The 22,095-nt window shown below is 62.5% G+C and carries 23 protein-coding genes; 16 read left to right on the top strand and 7 right to left on the bottom strand.

Annotation, left to right across the window (positions count from 1 at the left end):
- The first annotated feature begins 86 nt into the window (after nt 1-86).
- Both LSG43_RS08825 and LSG43_RS08820 read left to right on the top strand, forming a co-directional pair.
- Nucleotides 87-995, top strand: coding sequence for a hypothetical protein (locus LSG43_RS08825; protein WP_231803207.1), 909 nt, complete (start codon nt 87-89; stop codon nt 993-995).
- A 16-nt stretch (nt 996-1,011) separates the two neighbouring features.
- Nucleotides 1,012-1,425 (top strand): hypothetical protein, encoded by a 414-nt coding sequence (locus LSG43_RS08820; protein ID WP_231803205.1) that lies wholly within the window; start codon nt 1,012-1,014, stop codon nt 1,423-1,425.
- Nucleotides 1,426-1,504: 79 nt separating this feature from the next.
- Here the strand turns inward: LSG43_RS08820 and fliP are convergent, their stop codons facing one another.
- Nucleotides 1,505-2,245, bottom strand: coding sequence for a flagellar type III secretion system pore protein FliP (fliP, locus tag LSG43_RS08815; RefSeq protein WP_231803203.1), 741 nt, complete (start codon nt 2,243-2,245; stop codon nt 1,505-1,507).
- Between the two features lie 31 nt (nt 2,246-2,276).
- Nucleotides 2,277-2,903, bottom strand: coding sequence for a hypothetical protein (locus tag LSG43_RS08810; RefSeq protein ID WP_369412469.1), 627 nt, complete (start codon nt 2,901-2,903; stop codon nt 2,277-2,279).
- Between the two features lie 207 nt (nt 2,904-3,110).
- Between LSG43_RS08810 and flgB the strand changes: the two genes are divergently transcribed.
- The 9 genes from flgB (at nt 3,111) to alaS (ending at nt 13,347) form a co-directional block, all read left to right on the top strand.
- A complete protein-coding gene (flgB, locus tag LSG43_RS08805; protein WP_231803201.1) occupies nt 3,111-3,515 on the top strand; it encodes a flagellar basal body rod protein FlgB in 405 nt (134 codons plus the stop codon).
- A 26-nt stretch (nt 3,516-3,541) separates the two neighbouring features.
- Nucleotides 3,542-3,943, top strand: coding sequence for a flagellar basal body rod protein FlgC (flgC, locus tag LSG43_RS08800; RefSeq protein WP_439652018.1), 402 nt, complete (start codon nt 3,542-3,544; stop codon nt 3,941-3,943).
- A 13-nt stretch (nt 3,944-3,956) separates the two neighbouring features.
- Nucleotides 3,957-4,280 carry a flagellar hook-basal body complex protein FliE gene (gene fliE, locus LSG43_RS08795; RefSeq protein ID WP_231803197.1) on the top strand — a complete coding sequence of 108 codons (324 nt, stop codon included), beginning with the start codon at nt 3,957-3,959 and terminating at the stop codon, nt 4,278-4,280.
- 44 nt (nt 4,281-4,324) lie between these two features.
- Nucleotides 4,325-4,591 carry a flagellar biosynthesis protein FliQ gene (gene fliQ / locus LSG43_RS08790; RefSeq protein WP_231803195.1) on the top strand — a complete coding sequence of 89 codons (267 nt, stop codon included), beginning with the start codon at nt 4,325-4,327 and terminating at the stop codon, nt 4,589-4,591.
- Between the two features lies 1 nt (nt 4,592).
- Nucleotides 4,593-5,354 (top strand): flagellar biosynthetic protein FliR, encoded by a 762-nt coding sequence (gene fliR, locus LSG43_RS08785; RefSeq protein WP_231803193.1) that lies wholly within the window; start codon nt 4,593-4,595, stop codon nt 5,352-5,354.
- 9 nt (nt 5,355-5,363) lie between these two features.
- Nucleotides 5,364-6,443 carry a flagellar biosynthesis protein FlhB gene (gene flhB, locus LSG43_RS08780; protein ID WP_231803191.1) on the top strand — a complete coding sequence of 360 codons (1,080 nt, stop codon included), beginning with the start codon at nt 5,364-5,366 and terminating at the stop codon, nt 6,441-6,443.
- Nucleotides 6,444-6,577: 134 nt separating this feature from the next.
- Nucleotides 6,578-9,124 (top strand): cell cycle histidine kinase CckA, encoded by a 2,547-nt coding sequence (gene cckA, locus LSG43_RS08775; protein ID WP_231803189.1) that lies wholly within the window; start codon nt 6,578-6,580, stop codon nt 9,122-9,124.
- Between the two features lie 295 nt (nt 9,125-9,419).
- On the top strand, nt 9,420-10,487 hold the full coding sequence (gene recA, locus LSG43_RS08770) for a recombinase RecA (protein ID WP_231803187.1): 1,068 nt from the start codon (nt 9,420-9,422) through the stop codon (nt 10,485-10,487).
- A gap of 196 nt (nt 10,488-10,683) precedes the next feature.
- A complete protein-coding gene (gene alaS / locus LSG43_RS08765) occupies nt 10,684-13,347 on the top strand; it encodes an alanine--tRNA ligase (RefSeq protein ID WP_231803185.1) in 2,664 nt (887 codons plus the stop codon).
- 163 nt (nt 13,348-13,510) lie between these two features.
- Here the strand turns inward: alaS and LSG43_RS08760 are convergent, their stop codons facing one another.
- Entirely contained in the window at nt 13,511-14,623 is a 1,113-nt protein-coding gene (locus tag LSG43_RS08760; RefSeq protein ID WP_231803183.1) for an OmpP1/FadL family transporter, read from the bottom strand.
- Nucleotides 14,624-14,977: 354 nt separating this feature from the next.
- Complete coding sequence (locus tag LSG43_RS08755) at nt 14,978-16,189, bottom strand: NADP-dependent isocitrate dehydrogenase (protein ID WP_231803181.1); 1,212 nt, start codon at nt 16,187-16,189, stop codon at nt 14,978-14,980.
- A gap of 238 nt (nt 16,190-16,427) precedes the next feature.
- Here LSG43_RS08755 and LSG43_RS08750 point away from each other — a divergent pair, with 238 nt between their 5' ends.
- Both LSG43_RS08750 and fabF read left to right on the top strand, forming a co-directional pair.
- On the top strand, nt 16,428-16,865 hold the full coding sequence (locus LSG43_RS08750) for a MarR family winged helix-turn-helix transcriptional regulator (protein ID WP_231803179.1): 438 nt from the start codon (nt 16,428-16,430) through the stop codon (nt 16,863-16,865).
- 38 nt (nt 16,866-16,903) lie between these two features.
- Nucleotides 16,904-18,175 (top strand): beta-ketoacyl-ACP synthase II, encoded by a 1,272-nt coding sequence (gene fabF / locus LSG43_RS08745; RefSeq protein ID WP_231803177.1) that lies wholly within the window; start codon nt 16,904-16,906, stop codon nt 18,173-18,175.
- Here the strand turns inward: fabF and LSG43_RS08740 are convergent, their stop codons facing one another.
- From LSG43_RS08740 to LSG43_RS08730, 3 genes are read right to left on the bottom strand one after another with little or no spacing between them, the layout of a single operon-like run.
- Nucleotides 18,176-18,511 carry a TfoX/Sxy family protein gene (locus LSG43_RS08740; protein WP_231803175.1) on the bottom strand — a complete coding sequence of 112 codons (336 nt, stop codon included), beginning with the start codon at nt 18,509-18,511 and terminating at the stop codon, nt 18,176-18,178. It lies immediately after the preceding gene.
- Nucleotides 18,512-18,910, bottom strand: a complete 399-nt coding sequence (locus LSG43_RS08735) for a GFA family protein (protein WP_231803173.1) — start codon at nt 18,908-18,910, stop codon at nt 18,512-18,514.
- 3 nt (nt 18,911-18,913) lie between these two features.
- Nucleotides 18,914-19,339 (bottom strand): GFA family protein, encoded by a 426-nt coding sequence (locus tag LSG43_RS08730; protein WP_231803171.1) that lies wholly within the window; start codon nt 19,337-19,339, stop codon nt 18,914-18,916.
- Nucleotides 19,340-19,433: 94 nt separating this feature from the next.
- Here LSG43_RS08730 and LSG43_RS08725 point away from each other — a divergent pair, with 94 nt between their 5' ends.
- The 3 genes from LSG43_RS08725 (at nt 19,434) to rpsD (ending at nt 22,082) form a co-directional block, all read left to right on the top strand.
- Complete coding sequence (locus LSG43_RS08725) at nt 19,434-20,243, top strand: RNA methyltransferase (protein ID WP_231803169.1); 810 nt, start codon at nt 19,434-19,436, stop codon at nt 20,241-20,243.
- Nucleotides 20,244-20,300: 57 nt separating this feature from the next.
- Nucleotides 20,301-21,248 carry a DMT family transporter gene (locus tag LSG43_RS08720; RefSeq protein WP_231803167.1) on the top strand — a complete coding sequence of 316 codons (948 nt, stop codon included), beginning with the start codon at nt 20,301-20,303 and terminating at the stop codon, nt 21,246-21,248.
- 216 nt (nt 21,249-21,464) lie between these two features.
- Complete coding sequence (rpsD, locus tag LSG43_RS08715; protein WP_231803165.1) at nt 21,465-22,082, top strand: 30S ribosomal protein S4; 618 nt, start codon at nt 21,465-21,467, stop codon at nt 22,080-22,082.
- Nucleotides 22,083-22,095 lie beyond the last annotated feature (13 nt).

Raw genomic sequence — 22,095 nt, 5'->3', positions numbered from 1 at the left:
ATGACCGTTCATCTCTAACATTCGGTCCATACGTGAAGTGGGGCGGCGCGAACGTCACGCTCCTTTGAAAATTCCGGAGGATAGACATGACCGCGCGTGCTTACAGGACGGGCCTGCGGATCGGGGCGGCACTTGCATTGTCGGTTTTCGCAACGGGCACGTCGTCCGTTGCCGCTCGGGCGCAGAATGTGGTGGATCAAACCGAAAGGTCCCAGGACGTCGCCGTGTCTTCATCCCCGCGCGGTCCGTTCGGAGCCTTTGCGGAACTGAGCTATTCATCTGTACGACAGGACGATTCGGTCGCCCATCCGGCAAATACCGGTACCGGCGGCGTCAGGTTGGGGCTCATGGTTGCCGTTCCGGACGCCAACGCCGTTGTGCTGCCTTCGCTCACCGTGGAGCGTTCCTCCGGTACGGGCTCCAACCCCTTCGCCACCACCGAGGCGACCGGAACCGTGCTTGGGGGCGACCTGTCTGCAGCAATCGCGCTGACGCCACACGTGCGGATGTACCTCGGTGCCGGCGCCGCCGCCGGTACGCAGGAAGTCGTTTTCAACGATGCGGACACGAGCTTGACCGATATCAGGCGCATTTCGGCGCGCGCCGGGTTCGGCGTCGACATCTACAAGGGCGACGAGGCTACAGTCGCGATTTCCAATATGCTCGAGTTCGCGCGGCTTCATGCCGATTATGCGCCGCAGAACAGCGTCGACGCGAGCCAGGCAACTAGCCTCGCCAACAGCCTCAAGATAACCGGGACCTGGGACGTAACCGACGCCACGACCTTGAACGCGAGCGCGTCCTTCGTTCATCTTTTCGTGGCCGAGCCGCTCGCGGGCGAAAATCCGCTCGATGAGAACTACGGCGTCATCTCGGTTGGCGCTTCACACGAACTGAGTCCGCAATTCTCGATCTATGGAAATGCCGGTGTCGTTGTCGGCGGCATACGGCAGGGGTCGGTGACGGCGCGGCTCGGCATCGCAACGTATTTCTAGACCGCAGGAGGCTCACATGAAAGCGCTCAACGCGTGCCGTTTTGCCCTTGTCGCGGTGCTGAGCGCGCCGTGGCTCGCCACGCCCTCGATGGCCCAGGCCATCACTGAGGAGGACATCGAAGCGCTGGTGGTTGCGCTTGAAACGGGGGAGTACAGCGATGAGATGGCCGCGCAGGCCGAGACAATCAAGGCGCTGCAGGAAAGTACTGGCATGACGATCGATGAGGTTATCGTGCTGCTGCAGCGGCTTTCCCCAGCGGATCTGGACGGCTTTGCCGCAGTTTATGCCCAGATCGCGGCGGACGAGGGATTGCTCGGCAGGGGACAACTGGAAAAGCTCGCGATCGACTCCCTTACCGAAATGCCTGTGCCGTCTCTTGTTCAAAGCGGTCTCGCCGGGTCGGGCACCGGCAGCGAATTGGAGCCTTAAAAGCCGCGCCCTGGAAGGCTAACGCGCCCCTGACGGCTTTCGCTGTCGAGGGGCTTCCCGGGACTCTGAAATCGCGGCTTCACCCCGTGAAGCTGCGGATTAGCGATCCCGCGACGAGGTGCCAGCCGTCTACCAGAACGAAGAAGATGAGCTTGAACGGCAGGGAGATGATCACTGGCGGCAGCATCATCATGCCCATGCTCATGAGCACGGACGCGACGACCATGTCGATGACGACGAAGGGCAGGAACAAAAGGAAGCCGATCTCGAAGGCGCGGCGCAGTTCGGAGATCATGAAGGCCGGGATGAGGATGCGCAGTTCGAGTTCCTCGGGTGTTTCGGGCGGTTCTGTTCCTGTCAGGTCCATAAAGAGCATGACGTCGCGCTCGCGCACGTGGGTGCGCATGAACTCATGCAGGGGCCCGGCACCCAGCTCGATCGCCTCGGTCAGTTCGACATCGCCCGCGATCAATGGGGCTATGCCCTGATCGTAGCTTTGCTGCAGAGTGGGGGCCATGATGAAGGCGGTGAGGAACAGCGCCAGCGAAATCATGACCGAGTTGGGTGGGGCGGTCTGCAGACCGATGGCCGTGCGCAGCAACGACAGGACGACGACGATGCGCGTGAAGCTCGTCACCATCACGAGGATGGAGGGGGCGAGCGAGAGGAGCGTGATGAGCGCAATGAGCTGGACGGCGCGCTCGGTCAGCGTAGTGTCATCGCCAAAGTCGATGGAGATGTCTTGCGCGATGCCGGCAGCGGGAATGAGGACGATCAGTCCCAGTGCCAGCGCGGGGAGGATGAAACGGCGAAACGCCATAGCGGGCCCGAAGGCCCGCCCCATCGGCGTCTTAGCGGTTCTTGGCGCCGTCCTCGGCGAATTCCCCATGGGCTGGCTCAGTTTCCTTTTGCGGCCGATCGTCTTCGGAGACGACCGGCTCTGAGCCGGTTTTAGCTGAGTCGGGAACGACTCGGGCCGTATTGTCGGTCTTTCCACCGCCGAGTTGCGGTTCGTCGCCCTCGGCGCTGCGCAGGAAGCCGGTGTGGCGGAGCGAACCGGAGGATTTTCGGCCGCCTATGGCGCGCAGTCGGGCGACTGGCTTATCGGACGTTTCTGTCGCCTCGCCGGCGGATTCAAGCTCGGTATTGCCATTTCGCAGGCGCCGGGAGCGCGGCATGGCCGGCTGGGCCGGCGGCTCGATCCCGGTTTCGACGACGAGGTCGTTGGGTCCACCGGTGACAATCAGATGCTCGACATTGTCGCGCCGGATCAGCAGGGCCTGACGCTTCTGGTCGAGTGCCACGCTGTCGACCAGCATCAGGCGCCGGTTACGGTTGCGCCCAACCGAGCGGGTGGCGTCGCCGAGAAGCTTGACGAGCCAGACGCCGAGAACGATCAGAACGATCACTATGCCCAACGCGAGGATCGCGGTGAGATAGTTGTTCTCGAAGCCAAGCAGGTTGGCCATGGTGTCCAAGAGCGAGTCTCCCCGAAGTCGTTAAGAATTGCACCAGCGCCTACCGTCCGGAAGACCGGAATCGGGCGGCAAGTTCTGCCTAGCATAATCGCTCGTGCGGCCAAAATGCGAAAGGGTCCCGATTGCGGTTAACGTGTCGTTAACCATGAGGCGGGCAAGATTTGCCTAGTAGATTCACCTTTTGCCGCTTGCCGGAGCACGATCACCATGGCCATGGGCGACCTGCCGATCTTTGCCGCACTCAAGGACCGGATGCAATGGCATCAGACCCGCCAGACGCTTCTGGCGGAGAACGTGGCGAACGCCGAGACGCCTGGATATCGCGGACGGGACCTTGCGCCCTACACGTTCGATCAGGAACTCGAAGGTTCGCGGGTGAGCGTGGCGGCGCGCGCAACCGATCCGCGGCACTTTTCGGTGGGCGGATCGCGGGCCGATGCGTACGGGGCGCGGCAGCTCAACAATTTCGAGATCATGCCCGAGGGTAACGGGGTGACGCTCGAAGAAGAGATGATGAAGGTTACCACCAACCAGATGGATTACCAGGCCGCGACAACGATCTACACGCGTTCGATGCGGCTGCTGCGGATCGCACTGGGTAAGCAGGCTTAAGGGGCTGAGGCGCAATGAACGACTTTATGGACTCAATAAAGGTCGCCGCGAGCGGGCTTTCCGCCCAGACGGCCCGCATGCGGGTGATCGCGGAGAATATGGCGAACGCGGATTCTGCGGGCACCACGCCCGACGAGGACCCTTATCGACGCAAGATCCCCACGTTCCACGCCATGCTCAACGACGACCTTAACGCCTACGAGGTCCGGGTGGGGCGGCTTTCGTACGACATGAGCGATTTTACATCGCGCTACGAGCCGGGGCATCCGGCGGCTGACGAGAACGGGTATGTCAAATATCCCAACGTCAACACGCTGATCGAAACCATGGATATGCGCGAGGCTCAGCGCACCTACGAAGCCAATCTCAATGTCGTTTCCGTCTCGCGCCAGATGCTGGGGCGGACGCTCGATATCCTGCGCGGATAAGGGGTAAGAGAAGATGTCCACACCATTTACCGCGGCAGCGAATGCTTACGGGAATATTTCGCGGCTGGTTTCCGACCAGGCATCCGGCAAATCGCCGCTGCAGCAGGCCGAAGCGCCGGGTGCCGATTTCGGACAGCTTCTGGCCGACCAGCTCCAGAACGTCGTCGAGGCGGGCAAGGTGTCCGACCAGGCGAGCATGGATCTGGTCAACGGCAAGGCTTCCGTGGTCGACGTGGTGACCGCGCTTGCGGAAACCGAATCCACGATGGAAACCATGGTGACGGTGCGCGACCGGGTGATCTCGGCGTACGAAGAGATCATGCGGATGCCGATCTAGGGTGTAAGCTCGCCTTAACGATTCGTTACTGAACGGCAGGAGCCATGAGCGGCGCAGAAGTGCTCGACATCGCCCGGGAAGGGATCTGGGTGCTCATCATCATATCGGCTCCGATGATGGTGGTGGGGCTGGTCGTCGGCGTCATCATCGCGCTTTTTCAGGCCCTTACGCAAATCCAGGAAATGACGCTGGTGTTCGTGCCGAAAATCCTCGCGATCTTCGTCACGCTCCTGATCGCGCTGCCGTTCATGGGGGCGACGATGGCGGGATATATGAACCGGATCGCCGACATGATCATCTTCGGCGGCTAGCATGACGATCACCTGGGGCCCGGAGGTCGCTTATCATTTCTTCCTGCTTTTCGCGCGGCTGGGCACGATAATGATGCTGCTGCCGGCGCTGGGCGAACAGACGATTCCGGCGCGAATGCGGCTCACATTCGCGCTGATCTTTGCGTTTGTGCTTTATCCTCTCATCGTGCCCTCACTCGGACCTATGCCGAGCAATCTGGCTGGACTTGCAGTGGCTTACGGGCACGAGTTGGCGATTGGATTCATCATCGGAGGGCTTATCCGGCTGTTGCTGACCGCCGCCCAGGTGGCCGGTGCGGTGATTGCCTATCAGATGGGGCTTTCAACCGCGCAGACCGCGGACCCTACGCAGGATGGCGTGCAGGGGGCGATCGTGGGGAATTTCCTCGCGTTTACCGGCGTCACGCTGATTTTCGCCACCGATATGCACCACATGCTGCTGGCGGGGGTTTACGAAAGCTACGCCTATTTCCCGCCGGATGCGCCGCTGATGCTGGGCGATGCGGCGGACATGGCCGTGCGGTTCATCGCCGGGTCGTTCGTCGTGGGCGTGCAAATGTCGGCGCCGCTTCTGGTCTTCGGGCTGGTCTTTTATCTGGGGCTGGGGATTCTGGGGCGGCTGATGCCGCAGATCCAGGTGTTCTTCATGGCCATGCCCGCCAATATCATCGTCGGGCTGATCCTGTTCGCGGTGCTGCTGGGGCTTATCATGGGGTGGTATATGAACCACCTCGAAACCAACTTCGCCTTGTTCAGAGGATAGGCGCGACCAATGAGCGACCAACCCGAACAAAGCGAAAAGACAGAAGACCCTTCCCAAAAACGGATCGAAGACGCGCACAAGAAAGGCGATGTGGTCAAGAGCCAGGAGGTGACGACCTGGTTCATGATCATGGGCTCGGCGCTCGTTTTTGCCTTTGTCGCGCCGATGACGAGCCAGTCCGTGATGGAAAGCCTTGGCGGCATTATCGCACAGGCCGATCAGTTCGAGGTGGGCGGGCCGGCGTTCGGGCAGGTGATGCAGGCGATCACCGTTGCAGTATTGGGCGCGCTCATCATCCCGATGGTGCTGATGGCGCTATTCGGGATCGCGGGCAATATTGTGCAGCACCAGATGGTGTTCTCGACCGAACCGCTCAAACCCAAACTCTCCAAGGTTTCGCCGGTCTCGGGGGCCAAGCGGCTGTTTTCGACCGAAGCGCTCGTCAATTTCGCCAAGGGGCTGTTCAAGCTCGTTGTGTTTTCGACCGTGATGTTCCTCGTTGTCTGGCCGCACCGGGACAATCTGGAGGCCATGACGCGGGCCGATCCGGTTGTGATCCTCGAATTTTTCCAGGAAATCGGTATCCAGCTTTTCATCGCGACCCTGATCACGATCACCATCGTGGCGCTTCTGGACTACATGTATATGCGCCACAAATGGTGGAAGCGGCAGATGATGACGGTCAAGGAGGTCAAGGACGAGTACAAGCAGATGGAGGGCGACCCGCATGTGAAGGGCCGCATCCGTCAGGTCCGGCTGGAGCGCTCGCGCAAGCGGATGATGGCGGCGGTGCCCGATGCGACCGTGGTCGTTACCAACCCGACGCACTTTGCCGTTGCGCTTAAATACGACCGTGCGATGCCGGCGCCGGAGGTGGTCGCCAAGGGTGTCGATGCGATTGCGCTGCGCATTCGCGGGCTGGCCAAGGATCACGATATTCCGATCGTCGAAAACCCGCCGCTGGCGCGCGCGCTTTATGCCGGAGCGGAGGTGGGCGAACAGATCCCGGCCGAGCACTTCAAGGCCGTCGCGCAGATCATCGGCTATGTGATGCGGCTCAAATCGCGCAAGGGCTGGCGGAGCACATAATGCGGCGAGGATGGCGCCGGAGCAGCTTGGCTGTTAACTTGCGCTTAATGTGTACTACCCAAGCCGAAGCGGCTTTTGCTAGGTAAGAAGGGCGGCGATTCGTCCCGGATAAGCCGGGCAGGTGGAAGGCTCAAATGACGGTGGCTCCAATCGACGAGGACAATTACCCCGAGCCTGTGGTCACACGGCCGTCGTCCAACGGGGCGTTGTGGCGCGTCGTGGCGCTGTCGCTGGTTTTCGTCGCTGTCGCCGTCGGCTTTTCGATGATGGGGGATACGGTTCCCTCCGATATGATCCTGCTGTTTTTGGGGCTGCTCGCGGTTGTGGGCGTCTTTTGCCTTTTCGCGCTGGCGGCAGGGTTGTTCCGGTTCGCGGGCGGGGACGAGAAGCGGACGCTTTCGCGGGCGATCGTCGACTCCATGCCCGCCGGCGCGCTGGTGACCGACCGGGAGGGCAAGATCCTCTACGCCAATGCGCGCTACGCGGAGATGACGAAATCGATCTCGAGCACGATGCCTGTCGGCGTGCCGCGGCTCTTCGCCAGCCAGCCGGAGGCGTCCGAAGCGGTCTACAGGCTATCCCGGGCCGCGCGCGAAGGGCGGAGCATTGTCGAGGACATTCGTATTCCTGGCGTTTCGGGCGCGCGCTGGCACAGGGTGAGCGTTCGGAGCCTGCCCGATTTCGACGGTGCGCCGGGCAAGGCGGTGATCTGGTCGGTCGAGGACATCACGCGCGACCGGGACGCGCAGGAGAATTTCTACGTCGAGCTGCAAAAGGCGATCGACTATCTCGACCATGCACCGGCCGGGTTCTTTTCGGCCAATGCACGCGGGCGGATACAGTACATCAACTCGACCCTCGCCGATTGGCTGGGCTATGATCTCGCGGCCTTCGAGGCGGGGGACCTGGACCTTGGCGAGATCGTCCATGGCGACGGTGCCGGGCTTCTCATGGGTGGCGGGCAGGACGGAACGGTCAAGACCGAGATCATCGATCTCGACCTCGTGCGCCGGGACGGGACGAACCTGCCGGTGCGTCTGCTCCATCGTGCGGCGCGGCTGGCCGAGGGTGAACTTGGGGAGACGCGCACGCTCGTGCTCGACCGCTCGCGCGGGGTGGATACCGAGGAGGCGCTGCGGGCCGCAGAGGTGCGGTTCTCGCGGTTCTTCAACAATACCCCGATTGCCATTGCGGCGCTCGACAGCGCGGGGCGGGTGGTGCGAACGAATGCGCCGTTTACCCGGATTTTCGGGCTGACTTCGGGAGATCGCGGGATCGAGGGGCTCGATATGGCGAGCCTCGTGGACGAGGAGAGCCGGCGGCGGCTCGGGATCGCACTCGATGAGGCGCGGGCGCGCAAGTCCGAGATCGATCCGGTGGATGCGACCGTCCCGGGGGAAAAGCCCCTAAGCGTGCGGATGTATATCTCCGGGGTGGAAAAGGGCGGCGACAGCGACGAGGCGGCGATTCTCTACGCGCTCGACATGACCGAGCAACGCATGCTCGAAGAGCAGTTCGCCCAGGGCCAGAAGATGCAGGCGGTGGGCCAGCTCGCGGGCGGGGTTGCGCACGACTTCAACAACGTCCTGACCGCGATTATCGGGTTCTCGGACCTTTTGCTGATCAAGCACAAGCCGTCCGACCCCTCCTTCGGCGACATCATGTCGATCAAGCAGAGCGCCAACCGCGCGGCGGGGCTGGTGCGGCAGCTGCTCGCTTTTTCGCGGCGGCAGACGCTGCGGCCGCAGGTGCTCGATGTGCCGCAGCATATCGACGATCTGACAGTGCTTTTGAAACGGCTGATCGGGGAGCATGTTTCGCTCGATGTCGAACACGGACGGGACGTGTGGCCGGTGCGGGCGGACCTCGTGCAACTCGAACAGGTGATCATCAATCTGGCAGTCAATGCGCGTGACGCGATGCCCGAAGGCGGGGAGATCACGCTTCGGACACGCAATGTCGAGGAGGCCGAGGCGGCGACCTTCGATTATCGCGGGATGGTGCCCGCGGACTATGTTCTGATCGAAGTGGCGGATACCGGCACGGGCATGCCCGCCGACGTGATGGAAAAGATTTTCGAACCGTTCTTTTCGACCAAGGAACTGGGCAAGGGGACGGGGCTCGGGCTATCGATGGTCTATGGGATCATCAAGCAGACCGGCGGGTTCATCTATCCCGAATCGGAGGTGGGCAAAGGCACGACGTTCCGCATCTTCCTGCCGCGGCACATTCCGGTGGAGGTCGAGAAGATCGAAAAGGCCGCCTCGCCGGTCAAGGATCTGACGGGGAACGAGCGCATCCTGATCGTCGAGGACGAGGAGAGCGTGCGGATGTTCTCGGCGCGCGCCCTGTCGACGACGGGCTATGAGGTTTTCGAGGCCGATTCGGGGGAAGAGGCGCTCGAGGTGCTCGCGGAGACCGGCGAGGTAGACCTCATCATTTCGGACGTGGTGATGCCCGAAATGGATGGGCCGACGCTTCTGACCGAAGTGCGCAAGATCTATCCGGACATCAAGGTGATTTTCGTTTCCGGCTACGCGGAGGAAAGCGTGCGGCAGGGTCTCGAGGATGACCGGAGCGTCGAATTCCTGCCCAAGCCGTATTCGCTCGACCAGATCAATTCCAAGGTCAAGGAAGTGCTTTCGGGCGCGCGCGCGGAACGGACCGACGACGACGCTTAGGTCATCGTTCGCCCTTGTCGTCCGGTGGCTCGTCGGGCATGGCGATGGTGTCGTGCGCAACGCCCATACCGGCGCCGATGGCGATGCCTATCGTTATTCCAAATCCCGGTGCGTTCCTTTGTATACGGGGCCGACGATTGTGGCCTGACGGCACTCCAATCCGCGAAATGTTCACATTTTGTACTTGACGGGCGGCGGCAAATTATGAGAACAAAACAAATACAAAATGAAATTCTGTTGAGGACACACCGGCGCGTTGCCTGCACCGGCCTAAGGTGAAATAAGGAGAGAAGTTATGTCGGCTTCACAGCTTCGCGTGGTGGAAGGGTCCATGGATAAAAACAAGGCGCTCGAGGCGGCTCTGGGGCAGATCGAGCGAAATTTCGGCAAGGGTTCGATCATGCGGCTGGGGGAAAACACAGCCGTCAATGTCGAATCCGTTTCCACCGGATCGCTGGGGCTCGATATCGCGCTCGGGATCGGTGGGCTGCCGCGCGGGCGTATCATCGAGATTTTCGGGCCGGAAAGCTCGGGCAAGACGACACTGGCGCTGCATGTGGTCGCCGAGGCGCAGAAGGCCGGCGGGATTTGCGCGTTCGTCGATGCCGAACACGCGCTCGACCCGTCCTATGCGCGCAAGCTCGGGGTGAATGTCGACGATCTTCTGATTTCGCAGCCCGACGCGGGCGAGCAGGCGCTCGAGATCGCGGATACGCTGGTGCGGTCCGGGGCCATCGATATCCTTGTCGTCGACTCGGTGGCGGCGCTGACGCCGCGTGCCGAACTCGAAGGCGAGATGGGCGACTCGCTGCCGGGACTGCAAGCGCGGCTGATGAGCCAGGCGATGCGCAAGCTGACGGCGTCGATCTCGCGGTCCAAGGCGATGGTCATCTTCATCAACCAGATCCGCATGAAGATCGGGGTGATGTTCGGTTCGCCCGAAACGACGACAGGCGGCAACGCATTGAAGTTCTATTCCTCGGTGCGCCTCGATATCCGCCGCATCGGCTCGATCAAGGACCGCGATGAAGTGGTGGGCAACCAGACCCGCGTCAAGGTGGTCAAGAACAAGATGGCGCCGCCGTTCCGCCAGGTCGAATTCGACATCATGTATGGCGAGGGTATTTCCAAGACCGGTGAATTGCTCGACCTTGGGGTGAAGACCGGGATCGTCGAAAAGTCGGGGTCGTGGTTCTCCTATGACAGCCAGCGGCTTGGGCAGGGGCGCGAGAATGCGCGGCAGTTCTTGAAGGACAACCCCGATATCTCCCAGCAGATCGAGGCAGGGGTGCGCGAAAGCGCGGGCCTTTTGGCGCAGGATCTGATCGAGGCGGGCGAGGATTCGGGGTCGAGCGAGGACTGATCCGGACCGCATCCGAAATGGCAGCAGCAGTTTAAGGCGCCGGGCAACCGGTGCCTTTTTTGCGGGCGGGGCAAAATGACAGGAATTGCGGGCGGGCGGCGGCTCTGCACGCATTGCGCTTGCGCTGTGATGACGATAGAAGGCTGTTCCAGCGTCTCAGGCGGTTTTCGCCGTATTCATCTTCTCGGATCCGATAATGACTAGCGTAAACGACATCCGTTCGACATTTCTGGACTATTTCGCGCGCAACGGGCACGAAGTCGTCGCATCGAGCCCGCTCGTGCCGCGCAACGATCCGACGCTGATGTTCACCAATGCGGGGATGGTGCAGTTCAAGAACGTCTTCACCGGTCTTGAAAAGCGTCCCTACAATCGCGCGACGACGAGCCAGAAATGCGTGCGTGCGGGCGGAAAGCACAACGATCTCGACAATGTCGGGTTTACCGCACGACATCTCACCTTCTTCGAGATGCTGGGAAATTTTTCGTTCGGGGATTATTTTAAGGCCGAGGCGATCGAGTTCGCCTGGACGCTCGTCACCAAGGAATTCGGTCTGCCGGCCGACAAGCTCCTGGTGACCGTCTATCATACCGACGACGAGGCGGCGGAATACTGGAAGAAGGTGGCGGGGTTCTCGGACGACCGCATTATCCGCATTCCGACGTCGGACAATTTCTGGACGATGGGCGACACCGGGCCTTGCGGTCCGTGCTCGGAAATCTTCATCGATCGGGGTGAGCATATCTGGGGCGGCCCTCCGGGGTCGGCCGAGGAGGACGGTGACCGTTTCCTCGAGTTCTGGAACCTCGTCTTCATGCAGTACGAGCAGGCCGAGGACGGATCGACCGAACCGCTGCCGCGGCCATCGATCGACACGGGCATGGGGCTCGAGCGCATGGCTTCGATTCTGCAGGGCGTCGACAGCGTCTTCGAGACGGATATGTTCGATCACATCATCGATGCGGCTGCCTCTGCGATCGGCAAGGGACCGACGGCCGAGACGGTCGCGTCCTATCGCGTCATCGCGGACCACTTGCGCTCGATGGCGTTCCTCGTCGCCGAGGGCGTGCTGCCGGCCAATGAGGGGCGCGGATACGTACTGCGGCGTATCATGCGCCGGGCGATGCGGCACGCGACGCTTCTGGGCACCAGCGGGCCCACGATCTTCAAGCTCGTGCCGGCGCTGGTAAGGGAAATGGGGCAGGCGTATCCGGAGCTCGTCCAGGGCGAGGCGATGATTTCGGAAACCATCCGGCTCGAAGAGGAGCGCTTCCTCAAGACGCTGAGCCGCGGGCTGCAGATCCTCGAAGACGAAACGGCCGGGCTCGGTGAGGGCGATACGCTGGCCGGCGAAACCGCCTTCAAGCTCTATGACACATACGGCTTTCCGCTCGATCTGACTCAGGACGCGCTGCGCACGCGCGGGATCACGGTCGAACAGAGCGGGTTCGATACCGCCATGGCGGCGCAAAAGGCCGAAGCCCGCAAGAACTGGGCCGGCTCGGGTGAGGCCGCAACCAGTGCCGTCTGGTTCGAGATCGCCGAAAAGCATGGTGCGACCGAATTCCTGGGTTATGAAACCGAGAGCAGCGACGGCGCCATCGTCGCGCTGGTCAAGGACGGACAGGCGGTCGACGCGTTGAAGGCGGGCGAAGAGGGGTTCGTCGTTCTCAATCAGACGCCGTTCTACGGGGAAAGCGGCGGACAGGTGGGCGACACGGGCACAGTTGCCGGCGAGGGAAGCCGGGCCGAGGTGCTCGATACGACCAAGCAGCCTGGCGGCGTTTATGCGCATCGCGTCAGGGTAGCCGAGGGCTCGCTTGCGGTCGGCGACGCGCTGACGCTCAGCGTCGACCACGCACGCCGTACCGCCATCCGCGCAAACCATTCCGCGACGCACCTCCTGCACGAAGCGCTGCGTGAGGTGTTGGGGTCGCATGTGGCGCAGAAAGGATCGCTCGTCGCGCCGGACCGCCTGCGGTTCGATTTCTCGCATACCAAGCCGATGAGCGAGGCGGAGCTCAAGGATGTCGAGCGCATGGCCAACGCGATCGTGCTGCAGAATGCGCCGGTCGAAACGCGGCTGATGGCGGTCGATGACGCTATTGAAGCGGGCGCCATGGCGCTTTTCGGCGAGAAGTATGGCGATGAGGTGCGCGTGGTATCGATGGGCACCGCGCTCGAGGGGAGCAGGGCGGGCAAGACCTATTCGATGGAGCTGTGCGGCGGCACCCATGTCAAGCGCACCGGTGAGATCGGGCTTGTCACCATTATCCAGGAAACCTCCGTCGCCGCCGGGGTGCGGCGTGTGGAGGCGCTCACGGCGGATGGCGCACGGGCCTATCTCGAAGAGCAGGACGCGCAGTTGCGCGCCGTGGCCGCCGCTCTCAAGGTCACGCCGCGCGACGCGGTGTCGCGCGTTGAAGCGCTGATCGAGGAGCGCCGTCAACTCGAGCGTCAGCTTGCCGACGCGCGCCAGAAGCTCGCCATGGGCGGCAGTGGCGCCCCGGGCGGTGCGGCTGCCGAAGAGATCAACGGGTTGACCTTTCTGGGCCGCGTGGTCGAGGGGCTACAGCCCAAGGACCTGCGCGGTCTCGTCGATCAGGGTAAAAAGCAGGTCGGATCGGGTATCGTCGCGATCGTGGGCGTGACCGAGGACGGCAAGGCCGGGATCGCGGTCGGCGTGAGCGAGGATCTCACGGGCAAAGTCAGCGCCGTCGATCTGGTGCGGCTCGGTTCGGGCGCACTCGGAGGCAAGGGCGGCGGCGGGCGGCCCGACATGGCGCAGGCCGGCGGGCCGGACGGCAGCAAGGCTGCCGACGCCATCGCCGCGATCAGGGCGCAACTGGCCGGCGCGTAGGGTTTTCTCCACGGGGGCGGCGTTTATGTCTGACCCTTGGGCTTATGGAAGCGGCCGACGGCGCGGGCAATATGCCCGTTCGCGCATTTTTGAGCCGCTGCGCAAAAAGAAGGGCCGTCCCATGGGACGGCCCCTTTTGGTCGAGGAGGAATTGCGGGCTGACCTAGAACGTGCCCTTGAACCCGCCGCTTACGGCGAGCACGTAGCCGCGGTCCCAGCTTTCGCCGGCGGCGTTGGTGCCGTCGGCCAGTGTGCTCAGTGAAACCCCGCCGGAGAACTGCACGCCTTCGGCCGCGTCGTAGGCCGCGCCCAGAGTCAGGCCCCAGCGGTCGGTTTGGGAGCCGGCGACCAGGACATCGCTGTCGCCGGGGGTCGACGTGCCGCGGTCCCAGGTCACGCGGCCGAGCACCGTCAGGTCCGGCGTGAGTTGATGGCCAATGCCGGCAGAGACGGCCCAACCGTCGCGGTAGAAATAGTCCGATGAAATCGTTCCCGCGAGCGTATCGACGTCGAGGGTTTCGATAATGGACCAGTCGATCCATTTGACAGACGCCATTGCGAGCCAGCCCGGAGCAATGCCGGTCTGTGCCTTGATCTCGACGGTCTGTGGCGCCGTGACGTCGGCGGTCGCGTCGCCGCCGAAGGCCGAGCCATTGAGGTTGTGGTCGACCGCGGCGTTGTAGATGGCGCTCACGCGCAGCGCGTATTCCTCGATCTCATAGGCGACACCGGCCCGCCAGCCGGTGCCCCAACCGTCGATGGAGAGAGGCGTCGTGGTCGTCGGGGAGGTCGGGATATCGGCCTCATAGCGCAGTTGCTGTGCCGAAATGCCGCCGATGACGCTTACGACGCCGGCGCCAAGTTCGATGCCAAAGGCGCATGTGAGGCCCAGGTCGATCGAATGCAGCCGCTCGCGCGCGGCCTGGGTGGTTACCGCCGCGTAGGTCGTATCGCGCTCTGTGCCCGACCCCCAGGGGTTCTGGGCGGAGACGAGGCAGGACGTGTTGTCGAAGAGATCGCCTTTCGCGCCGACGTTGAAATAGACGCGGTCCAGCGAACTGGCGACGGTGCCGCCACTCGGGTCGTAAGCGGTGTTGGAGATCTCGTGGTTCACATGCACGTAGCTCGTGGAGGCGCGCGCTGCGTAGGTGCCGGGATCAAAGAGAAGATCCCAATCGTAGCCATTGGCCTCAAGCCCGCCGGCATATGCCGCCCCGGCGCCGAACACACCAAGTGCTGCTGCCGAAATCGCGCCGGCCAAGTAATCAAGTCTCATATTGCCCTCCTGCGGTCACTGGGTTTGTGGCCGTCCCCTTGGTCGAAGGTCGATCCGGCAACCATTCCTCCATAGGTTCCCGCATTGACGCTTACGTCATACTTGGGCTTTGGAGGTGGCGTCAATATGGCATTTTTGTGGAAACGGAGAAAGCTGCGGGCAGCGCGTACCCCCAGAAAGGTGCAGCGAGGGGTGGTGTGGGCCACCAGCCCGGGTATTCGCGCGGCAATGCGCTGACGGTGCCGAGGCGATCGCGTTCCTCGGCGCTGGCCCGCGGCGGCGCCTCTGTCAAAGGGGGCGGACAAAAAAGCCGCCCTGGTGAGGGCGGCTTTCGCGTTCAATGTCGCGATGGCTTTACGCCATGGCCTTCTGCAGGTTCTCATCGATGGCATCGAGGAAGCCCATGGTGGTAAGCCAGGGCTGGTCCGGGCCGACGAGAAGCGCGAGGTCCTTGGTCATCTGGCCGCCTTCGATGGTGTCGACGACGACCTTTTCGAGCGTCTCGGCGAATTTCGCGAGTTCGGCGTTATCGTCGAGCTTGGCGCGATGGGCGAGGCCACGGGTCCAGGCGAAGATCGAAGCGCAGGAATTGGTCGAGGTTTCCTTGCCCTCCTGATGCTGACGGTAGTGACGGGTCACCGTGCCGTGGGCGGCTTCGGCTTCCACCGTCTTTCCGTCCGGGGTCATCAGAACCGAGGTCATGAGGCCCAGCGAACCGAAGCCCTGCGCGACCGTATCGGACTGGACGTCGCCGTCATAGTTTTTGCAGGCCCAGACATATCCACCCGACCACTTGAGCGCGGCGGCGACCATGTCGTCGATCAGACGGTGTTCGTACCAGATCTTCTTGGCTTCGAACTTGTCCTTGAATTCGGTCTCGTAGATTTCCTGGAAGATATCCTTGAAGCGGCCGTCATAGACCTTGAGGATGGTGTTCTTGGTCGAGAGGTAGCAAGGGACGCCGCGGCCGAGCGCGTAGTTCATCGAGGCGCGGGCGAAGTCGCGGATGGATTCGTCGAGGTTGTACATGCCCATGGCGACGCCGGCAGCGGGCGCGTCGAACACTTCGTGCTCGATCTCGGTGCCGTCCTCGCCCACGAACTTCATCGTCAGCTTGCCCTTGCCGGGGAACTTGAAGTCGGTAGCGCGGTACTGATCGCCGAAGGCGTGACGGCCGACGATGATGGGCTGGGTCCAGCCGGGCACGAGGCGCGGGACGTTCTTGCAGATGATGGGCTCGCGGAAGATCACGCCGCCGAGGATGTTGCGGATGGTGCCGTTGGGCGAGCGCCACATCTTCTTGAGGCCGAATTCCTCGACGCGGGCTTCGTCGGGGGTGATGGTGGCGCATTTGACGCCGACGCCGTGCTTTTTAATGGCGTTGGCCGAGTCGACGGTGACCTGGTCGTCGGTGGCGTCGCGGTTTTCGACGCTGAGGTCGTAATATTCAAGATCGATGTCGAGATAGGGGTGGATCAGCTTGTCCTTGATGGCCTGCCAGATGATGCGGGTCATCTCGTCGCCGTCGAGCTCGACGACGGGGTTGGCGACTTTGATCTTGCTCATAAATTTTGCTCCTCGGCGCGCAATGTGTCCCGGAGCGTCCCGTTCGGGCTGAGAACAGGTCGCTCCAATGGTGAAATGGCGGCTGACGGGCGGTCAGCCGAAATCTGCGCCCCTATAGCAGAGCATTCAAAAGGCGCAAAGTCTCGCGCCGCGAAGGGGGCCTTGCCGAGGCGCGGTGGAGCGGAGAGCCAAAGATAGTGTATTTACACATTGTGTAACTGCACTATAGTTTGCCACCATGACCTATGCCTTCTTCGATTGCCTTGTGCTCAACACCGTGATGGCGGCCCGCGCGCTGACGCGGCGGTATGACAAGGTTTTGCGGCCGTTCGGGATTTCCGTTGTGCAGTTCACCGTTCTGATGACAGTGCGGAACTCGCCGCGCATGTCCGTCAATGCGATGGCGGCGCGGATTTCGATGGATAGAACGACGCTCCTGCGCAATCTCGAGCCGCTGCGGAAGCGCGAGCTTGTGGTCGTCGCGCGGCCCGATAAGGGGAATGTCCGGCACTACGAGTTGACCGAGAAGGGTGCGGATCTCCTCGAAGAGATTTTGCCGCTTTGGCGGGAATCGCAGGTCGAATTGCGGGCGCTTGTTGCCGACCCTGGGCCGGAGGATTTCCTGAGCGGGCTGCGGGCGCTGACGGCGGGCGAGCAAGAACGCATGAACGCCTGACCGCATTATCTATCCACAACCATTGATGGAGACTTTCGATGCAAAGCGATGATCCGGTTGTCATAACCGGTATGGGCGCCGTGAGCCCGCTCGGGGTGGGCGTTGCCACCAATTGGGAACGGTTGCTTGCGGGCAAGAGCGGGATCGTACGCAACGACCGGTTCGATGTGAGCGCGTTCGCTTCGCAGATCGCGGGGCTGGTGCCGTCCAAATCGCGGGACGAGAAGGGGTTCGATCCGACCGATTTCATCGACCCAAAGGACGTCAAGAAGATGGATGTCTTCATCCAGTATGGCCTTGGTGCCGCGCAGGAGGCGCTGGAGCAGGCCGGGTGGATGCCCGAGAGTGACGAGGACAAGGCAGCGACGGCGACGATTATCGCTTCGGGCGTCGGCGGGTCGCCGATCATGGCGCAGACCGCGCAGACGATTGCCGAAAAGGGGCCACGACGCTTGTCGCCGTTCACCGTTCCGGCGTTTCTCGCCAATCTTGCGGCGGGGTGGGTTTCGATCCGGTATGGGTTCACCGGCCCGATCGGGACGCCGGTAACCGCGTGCGCGGCGTCGGCGCAGGCGATCGGGGACGGGCTGCGGCTGATCCATACGGGGGAAGCCGATGTCGTCGTGTGTGGCGGGGCCGAAGGCTCGGTCGACCCGATCTCAATTGGCGGATTCGCCGCCGCTCGGGCGTTGTGCACGAGCTACAACGATGCGCCCGAAGAAGCGTCGCGGCCGTTCGATGCGAAGCGGGCCGGGTTCGTATTGTCCGAGGGCGCTGCCATGATCGTGATAGAAAGGCTCAGCCATGCGCAAAAGCGCGGGGCGACGCCGCTGGCGGTGCTTTCGGGGTATGGGACATCGGCGGATGCCTATCACCTGACGGCGGGGCATCCCGAGGGGTTGGGGGCGCAGGTGGCGATGCGGCATGCGCTCAAGATGGCGGGGATTTCGCCAGACGAAGTGGATTATATCAACGCACACAGCACCTCGACCGAAGTTGGCGATGCGGCGGAGATTGCGGCGATTTCGGGCGTGTTCGGAGCACGCGGAAAGTCGCTTGCCGTGACCTCGACCAAGTCCTCCACGGGGCATCTGCTGGGTGCTGCCGGCGGCATTGAGGCAGTTTATTCTGTGATGGCCTTGCGCGACCAGACCATTCCCGCCTCGCTTAATCTCGAGGAACCGGATCCTGTAGCAGACAAATTCGATCTGGTGCCCAACACGCCGAAACAAAAGCCGCTTAAGCACGTGCTTTCGAACTCGTTCGGGTTCGGTGGGGTGAATGCCTCGCTGGTGTTCAGCGCGGTCTGATCACTTCGGCGGCAGCGTCTTCACGAAGTCCCACGCGCGGACGATCCACTCCGCGAGGGTGTCGTCGTCCTCGATGAAGTCGCCGTCGACCTCGACAAAGCCCGACATGGTCTTTTCGCCCATGGTCATCGGGTTGCAGCCGGGTTGGGCGAGGGCGGCCTCATAGCCGTCCTTGCCGACGCGGACAAGAAGGCTGCCGTCCTTCATGGGGCCGACGAGCATATTGCCGTCGACCATGAAGGCGATGCCGCCGAACATCTTTTTCTCAACGATATTGGGGCGGTTGGCGAGTTGGACGCGGATGCGTTCGGCCAGTTCTTCGGAGGCGAGGCTCATCTACATCTCGGCGTGAGACTCGATCTCGGGATCGACGATGTCCCAGACCGGGCGCTGGCTGGCATAGAGGTTGACCATGGGCTTGAACCAGCTCGAATCGTCGAAGGCGCCCGCCGCTATGCCGATAACGGCGGGGTTCTTGGCGTTTTCGGCGAAAAGGCGGGAGCCGCAATTGGGGCAGAAGTGCCGGGTGCGCTCAAAACCGGAGTCGGCTGTAGATTTATAGGTCGCGGTCGTACCCTTTACTGCGACGTCCTCGCGCTTGAAGAAGGCCTGGACGATATGGCCGGTGCCGGTCGAGCGGCGGCATTGCTCGCAATGGCACTGGGCCATGCGCAAGGGAGGGTTTTCGACGGTAAATGTGATGGCGCCGCACAGGCATCGTCCGGATGCGAACATTGGTTATAGACCCTCCCTGTAGGTCTCGTAGTGGGGAATCGTTTCGGGGAGTGTATCCCATTCGGTGTGGCTGCGCGCGAAGATCACCTGATTGGGATTGAACCAGTCGCCGCCAAGAAGCCCGGCCGGAACAAGCATGGTTTGCGGCGCGCGGGAGGATTGTGCGTAGAGCGTGACACCGCATTGCGGGCAGAAATGGCGCGTTGTCGTCGCGCCGGAGGCGGCGGGGCGGGAAAAGGCCAATAGCGTTCCGGAGGTGGTGACGTCGACGGCTTTGACGAGTGCGACCGCGGAATGCCCGGTGCCGGTTTCCTTCTGGCAGTCGAGACAGGCGCACAGGAGCATCGAAAGGACCGGACCTTTTACGGTCAGGGTGGTTGCGCCGCAGGAGCAGGTGGCCTGGGTGTCGATGATGGGGCGGGTCGTCATCGCGCCAAGCTGGCATGGAGGCGCATTGCTGGCAATCTTGATTTGCCGTGCTGTGCAGCGTAAGCGGGGCGCCAGACCAAGGAGACAGCCCGCAATGGCCGGTACCGATACGAGCAAGGATTTCGTTTTTCGCCCCACGCCGGCGATCATTCTGTGCGAGCCGCAGCTTGGCGAGAATATCGGCGCGGCGGCGCGGGCGATGGCGAATTTCGGGCTCTGGGATCTGCGGCTGGTAACCCCCCGCGACGGGTGGCCGAACGACAAGGCCGTGGCGGCGGCGGCGAAGGCCGATCATGTGATCGAGCGGGTGCAGGTGTTCGATACGTTGGCCGAAGCGATTGCCGATCTCAATCTCGTTTATGCAACGACCGCGCGCAGCCGCGAGATGTTCAAGCCGGTGATCGGCCCCGATGAGGCGGCGGACCGCATGGCGGCGCATATCGGGGCAGGGCAGAAGGCGGGCATTCTGTTCGGCCGCGAGCGGTGGGGGCTCAACAACGAAGAGGTGGCGCTGGCCGACGCCATCGTGACGCTGCCCGTCGAGCCGGCCTTCGCCTCGCTCAATATCGCGCAGGCGGTTCTGGTTCTGGCATATGAATGGCGACGGGCGGCGCTCAGCGATGCGCCGCTGCCGATCAGCGGCGATACCGGCACGCCGGCGCCGCGCGAGCAGCTTGTGGGGCTTGTCGAGCAGTTGGGAGAGGCACTCGACAGGGCCAACTATTTCAAAGTTGCCGACAAGCGGCCAGGGATGATGAACAATATCCGCTCGATGTTCGCCCGCGCCGGGTTCAACGACCAGGAAGTGCGGACGCTGCGGGGGATGATCGCGTCGCTCGACAGGCGGCACGAGCGGCCCAATCCCCATCGGCAACGCAAGGGGACGGGACCGGTCGACGATTGAGCGTCGGATGGCAACATGTTAGTTGTCTGATCCTCTCTGTTTGTGCTCAGGTCCGGCATGACCAGCTCATCTTCGGCTCCCGCTCCAGAAAAGACCTATTCGCCTGAGAGCGGCATGGCGTTCATGATCGCGGCGGTGCTGCTTGTGCCGATCAGCGACGCCATGTCCAAGAGCCTGACCGGCGTTCTCAGTCCGTTTGAGATCGCGTTCTGGCGATTTGGATTTCAGATGCTGGTCCTCGGGCTCTTCGTCGTGGTCATGCGACGGCGGTTGGCACGGGGGCCGTGGCACTTGATGGTCATGGGCGGACTGACGATGGCGATGGTGCTATCGTCGCTGATCGGGGCGTTCGTCACCATGCCGATCGCGACGGCGATTGCGATCTTTTTTGTCGAACCGCTGATCCTCACCGTGCTTTCGAGCCTGCTGCTCGGCGAAAAGACGGGGTGGCGGCGTTATGCGGCGGTCGTTGTGGGGCTAACTGGTGCGGTGATCGTGATCCGGCCGAGCTGGGACATCTTCGGCTGGGCGTCGCTTTTGCCGCTCGTCGCCGCGACGGGGTTCGCCTCAAACGCCATCGTCATCCGCAAGCTTTCGCGGTCGATGGATGCGATTTCGATCCAGTTCTGGTTCTCGCTGATCGCCATGGCGATCATTGGAACGGGACTTTTGGTCTTCGGACACTTCGAGCTCATCAGCCTCAGCGGTGGATTCGATCCGCAAGGGCCCTGGGGGCAGTTGTTCTTCATGGGCATGTGGTCGGGCTTCACGTTCTTCCTCTTTGCGGAAGCGTTCCGGCGCGCACCGGCTTCGACGCTGGCTCCGTTCCAGTATCTCGAGATCATAGGCGCGACCATTGTGGGTTATGTGGTGTTCGGCGATTTTCCGGACCTCTGGACGTGGGTCGGCACCGCAATCATTTTCGCTTCGGGGCTCTACGTGTTCCAGCGTGAGCGCAAGCAGGGCCGGATCGACAGGGTGGAGGCCAGCGGCCGCACCGAATAGGCCGGCTGCGCTTGACTTTGTGCCCGTTGCCTCATAGAAACCGGCCATCCTGATCGGCTTATCCCATCAGGACGCACCCGAGACCGTCGGTTTGCCGTTTCCGGTTCGGTTCTTTTTCCGAGCCGCAGGACGTTTTTTCGTACGGTCTGTCAGCCTCGCTTTCGAGCGTGGCAGAGGAGGGCGCTGTCTTTATCTGTCATTTTAAAAGGACACGCGATGTCAAAGCGTCATTCGCAGAAGTATAAAATCGATCGCCGCATGGGCGAGAACGTCTGGGGCCGTCCCAAGAGCCCGCTCAACACGCGCGCCTATGGCCCCGGCCAGCACGGCCAGCGCCGCAAGGGCAAGCTTTCGGACTTCGGTGTGCAGCTGCGCGCCAAGCAGAAGCTCAAGGGCTATTACGGCTCGATCACCGAAAAGGCCTTCAAGCGCGTTTATGCCGAAGCCGCCCGCCGCAAGGGTGACACCGGCGAGAACCTCATCGGCATTCTCGAAAGCCGCCTCGACGCGATCGTTTACCGCGCGAAGTTCGTGCCGACCGTTTTCGCGGCGCGCCAGTTCGTCAATCACGGCCACGTACTGGTCAACGGCAAGCGGGTCAACATCCCGTCCTACAACTGCCAGCCGGGCGACGTTATCGAATTGCGCGAAAAGTCCAAGCAGCTCGCCATCGTGCTCGAAGCCACCCAGCTCGCCGAGCGGGACGTGCCGGACTATGTGGACGCCGACCACAACAAGATGACCGCGACCTATGTGCGCGTTCCCGCGCTGTCGGACGTGCCCTATCCGGTCCAGATGGAACCGAACCTCGTGGTCGAGTTCTATTCGCGCTAAGCGAAGCGACGAG

The sequence above is a fragment of the Pelagibacterium xiamenense genome, from assembly GCF_021166475.1.
GTDB lineage: Bacteria > Pseudomonadota > Alphaproteobacteria > Rhizobiales > Devosiaceae > Pelagibacterium > Pelagibacterium xiamenense.
This window is presented reverse-complemented; position numbering and strand designations above follow the sequence as displayed.

Bases quoted from the DNA above. Each gene is read 5' to 3' on its own strand.
- LSG43_RS08740 (WP_231803175.1), bottom strand. From the start codon at position 18,511: ATGAGCCTCGCCTCCGAAGAACTGGCCGAACGCATCCGCGTCCAACTC.
- LSG43_RS08720 (WP_231803167.1), top strand. From the start codon at position 20,301: ATGACCAGCTCATCTTCGGCTCCCGCTCCAGAAAAGACCTATTCGCCT.
- LSG43_RS08760 (WP_231803183.1), bottom strand. From the start codon at position 14,623: ATGAGACTTGATTACTTGGCCGGCGCGATTTCGGCAGCAGCACTTGGT.
- cckA (WP_231803189.1), top strand. From the start codon at position 6,578: ATGACGGTGGCTCCAATCGACGAGGACAATTACCCCGAGCCTGTGGTC.
- flgB (WP_231803201.1), top strand. From the start codon at position 3,111: ATGGCCATGGGCGACCTGCCGATCTTTGCCGCACTCAAGGACCGGATG.
- alaS (WP_231803185.1), top strand. From the start codon at position 10,684: ATGACTAGCGTAAACGACATCCGTTCGACATTTCTGGACTATTTCGCG.
- fliP (WP_231803203.1), bottom strand. From the start codon at position 2,245: ATGGCGTTTCGCCGTTTCATCCTCCCCGCGCTGGCACTGGGACTGATC.
- fliE (WP_231803197.1), top strand. From the start codon at position 3,957: ATGTCCACACCATTTACCGCGGCAGCGAATGCTTACGGGAATATTTCG.
- fabF (WP_231803177.1), top strand. From the start codon at position 16,904: ATGCAAAGCGATGATCCGGTTGTCATAACCGGTATGGGCGCCGTGAGC.
- rpsD (WP_231803165.1), top strand. From the start codon at position 21,465: ATGTCAAAGCGTCATTCGCAGAAGTATAAAATCGATCGCCGCATGGGC.
- recA (WP_231803187.1), top strand. From the start codon at position 9,420: ATGTCGGCTTCACAGCTTCGCGTGGTGGAAGGGTCCATGGATAAAAAC.
- fliQ (WP_231803195.1), top strand. From the start codon at position 4,325: ATGAGCGGCGCAGAAGTGCTCGACATCGCCCGGGAAGGGATCTGGGTG.
- flgC (WP_439652018.1), top strand. From the start codon at position 3,542: ATGGACTCAATAAAGGTCGCCGCGAGCGGGCTTTCCGCCCAGACGGCC.
- LSG43_RS08755 (WP_231803181.1), bottom strand. From the start codon at position 16,189: ATGAGCAAGATCAAAGTCGCCAACCCCGTCGTCGAGCTCGACGGCGAC.
- flhB (WP_231803191.1), top strand. From the start codon at position 5,364: ATGAGCGACCAACCCGAACAAAGCGAAAAGACAGAAGACCCTTCCCAA.
- LSG43_RS08725 (WP_231803169.1), top strand. From the start codon at position 19,434: ATGGCCGGTACCGATACGAGCAAGGATTTCGTTTTTCGCCCCACGCCG.
- fliR (WP_231803193.1), top strand. From the start codon at position 4,593: ATGACGATCACCTGGGGCCCGGAGGTCGCTTATCATTTCTTCCTGCTT.
- LSG43_RS08820 (WP_231803205.1), top strand. From the start codon at position 1,012: ATGAAAGCGCTCAACGCGTGCCGTTTTGCCCTTGTCGCGGTGCTGAGC.
- LSG43_RS08750 (WP_231803179.1), top strand. From the start codon at position 16,428: ATGACCTATGCCTTCTTCGATTGCCTTGTGCTCAACACCGTGATGGCG.
- LSG43_RS08825 (WP_231803207.1), top strand. From the start codon at position 87: ATGACCGCGCGTGCTTACAGGACGGGCCTGCGGATCGGGGCGGCACTT.
- LSG43_RS08735 (WP_231803173.1), bottom strand. From the start codon at position 18,910: ATGTTCGCATCCGGACGATGCCTGTGCGGCGCCATCACATTTACCGTC.
- LSG43_RS08730 (WP_231803171.1), bottom strand. From the start codon at position 19,339: ATGACGACCCGCCCCATCATCGACACCCAGGCCACCTGCTCCTGCGGC.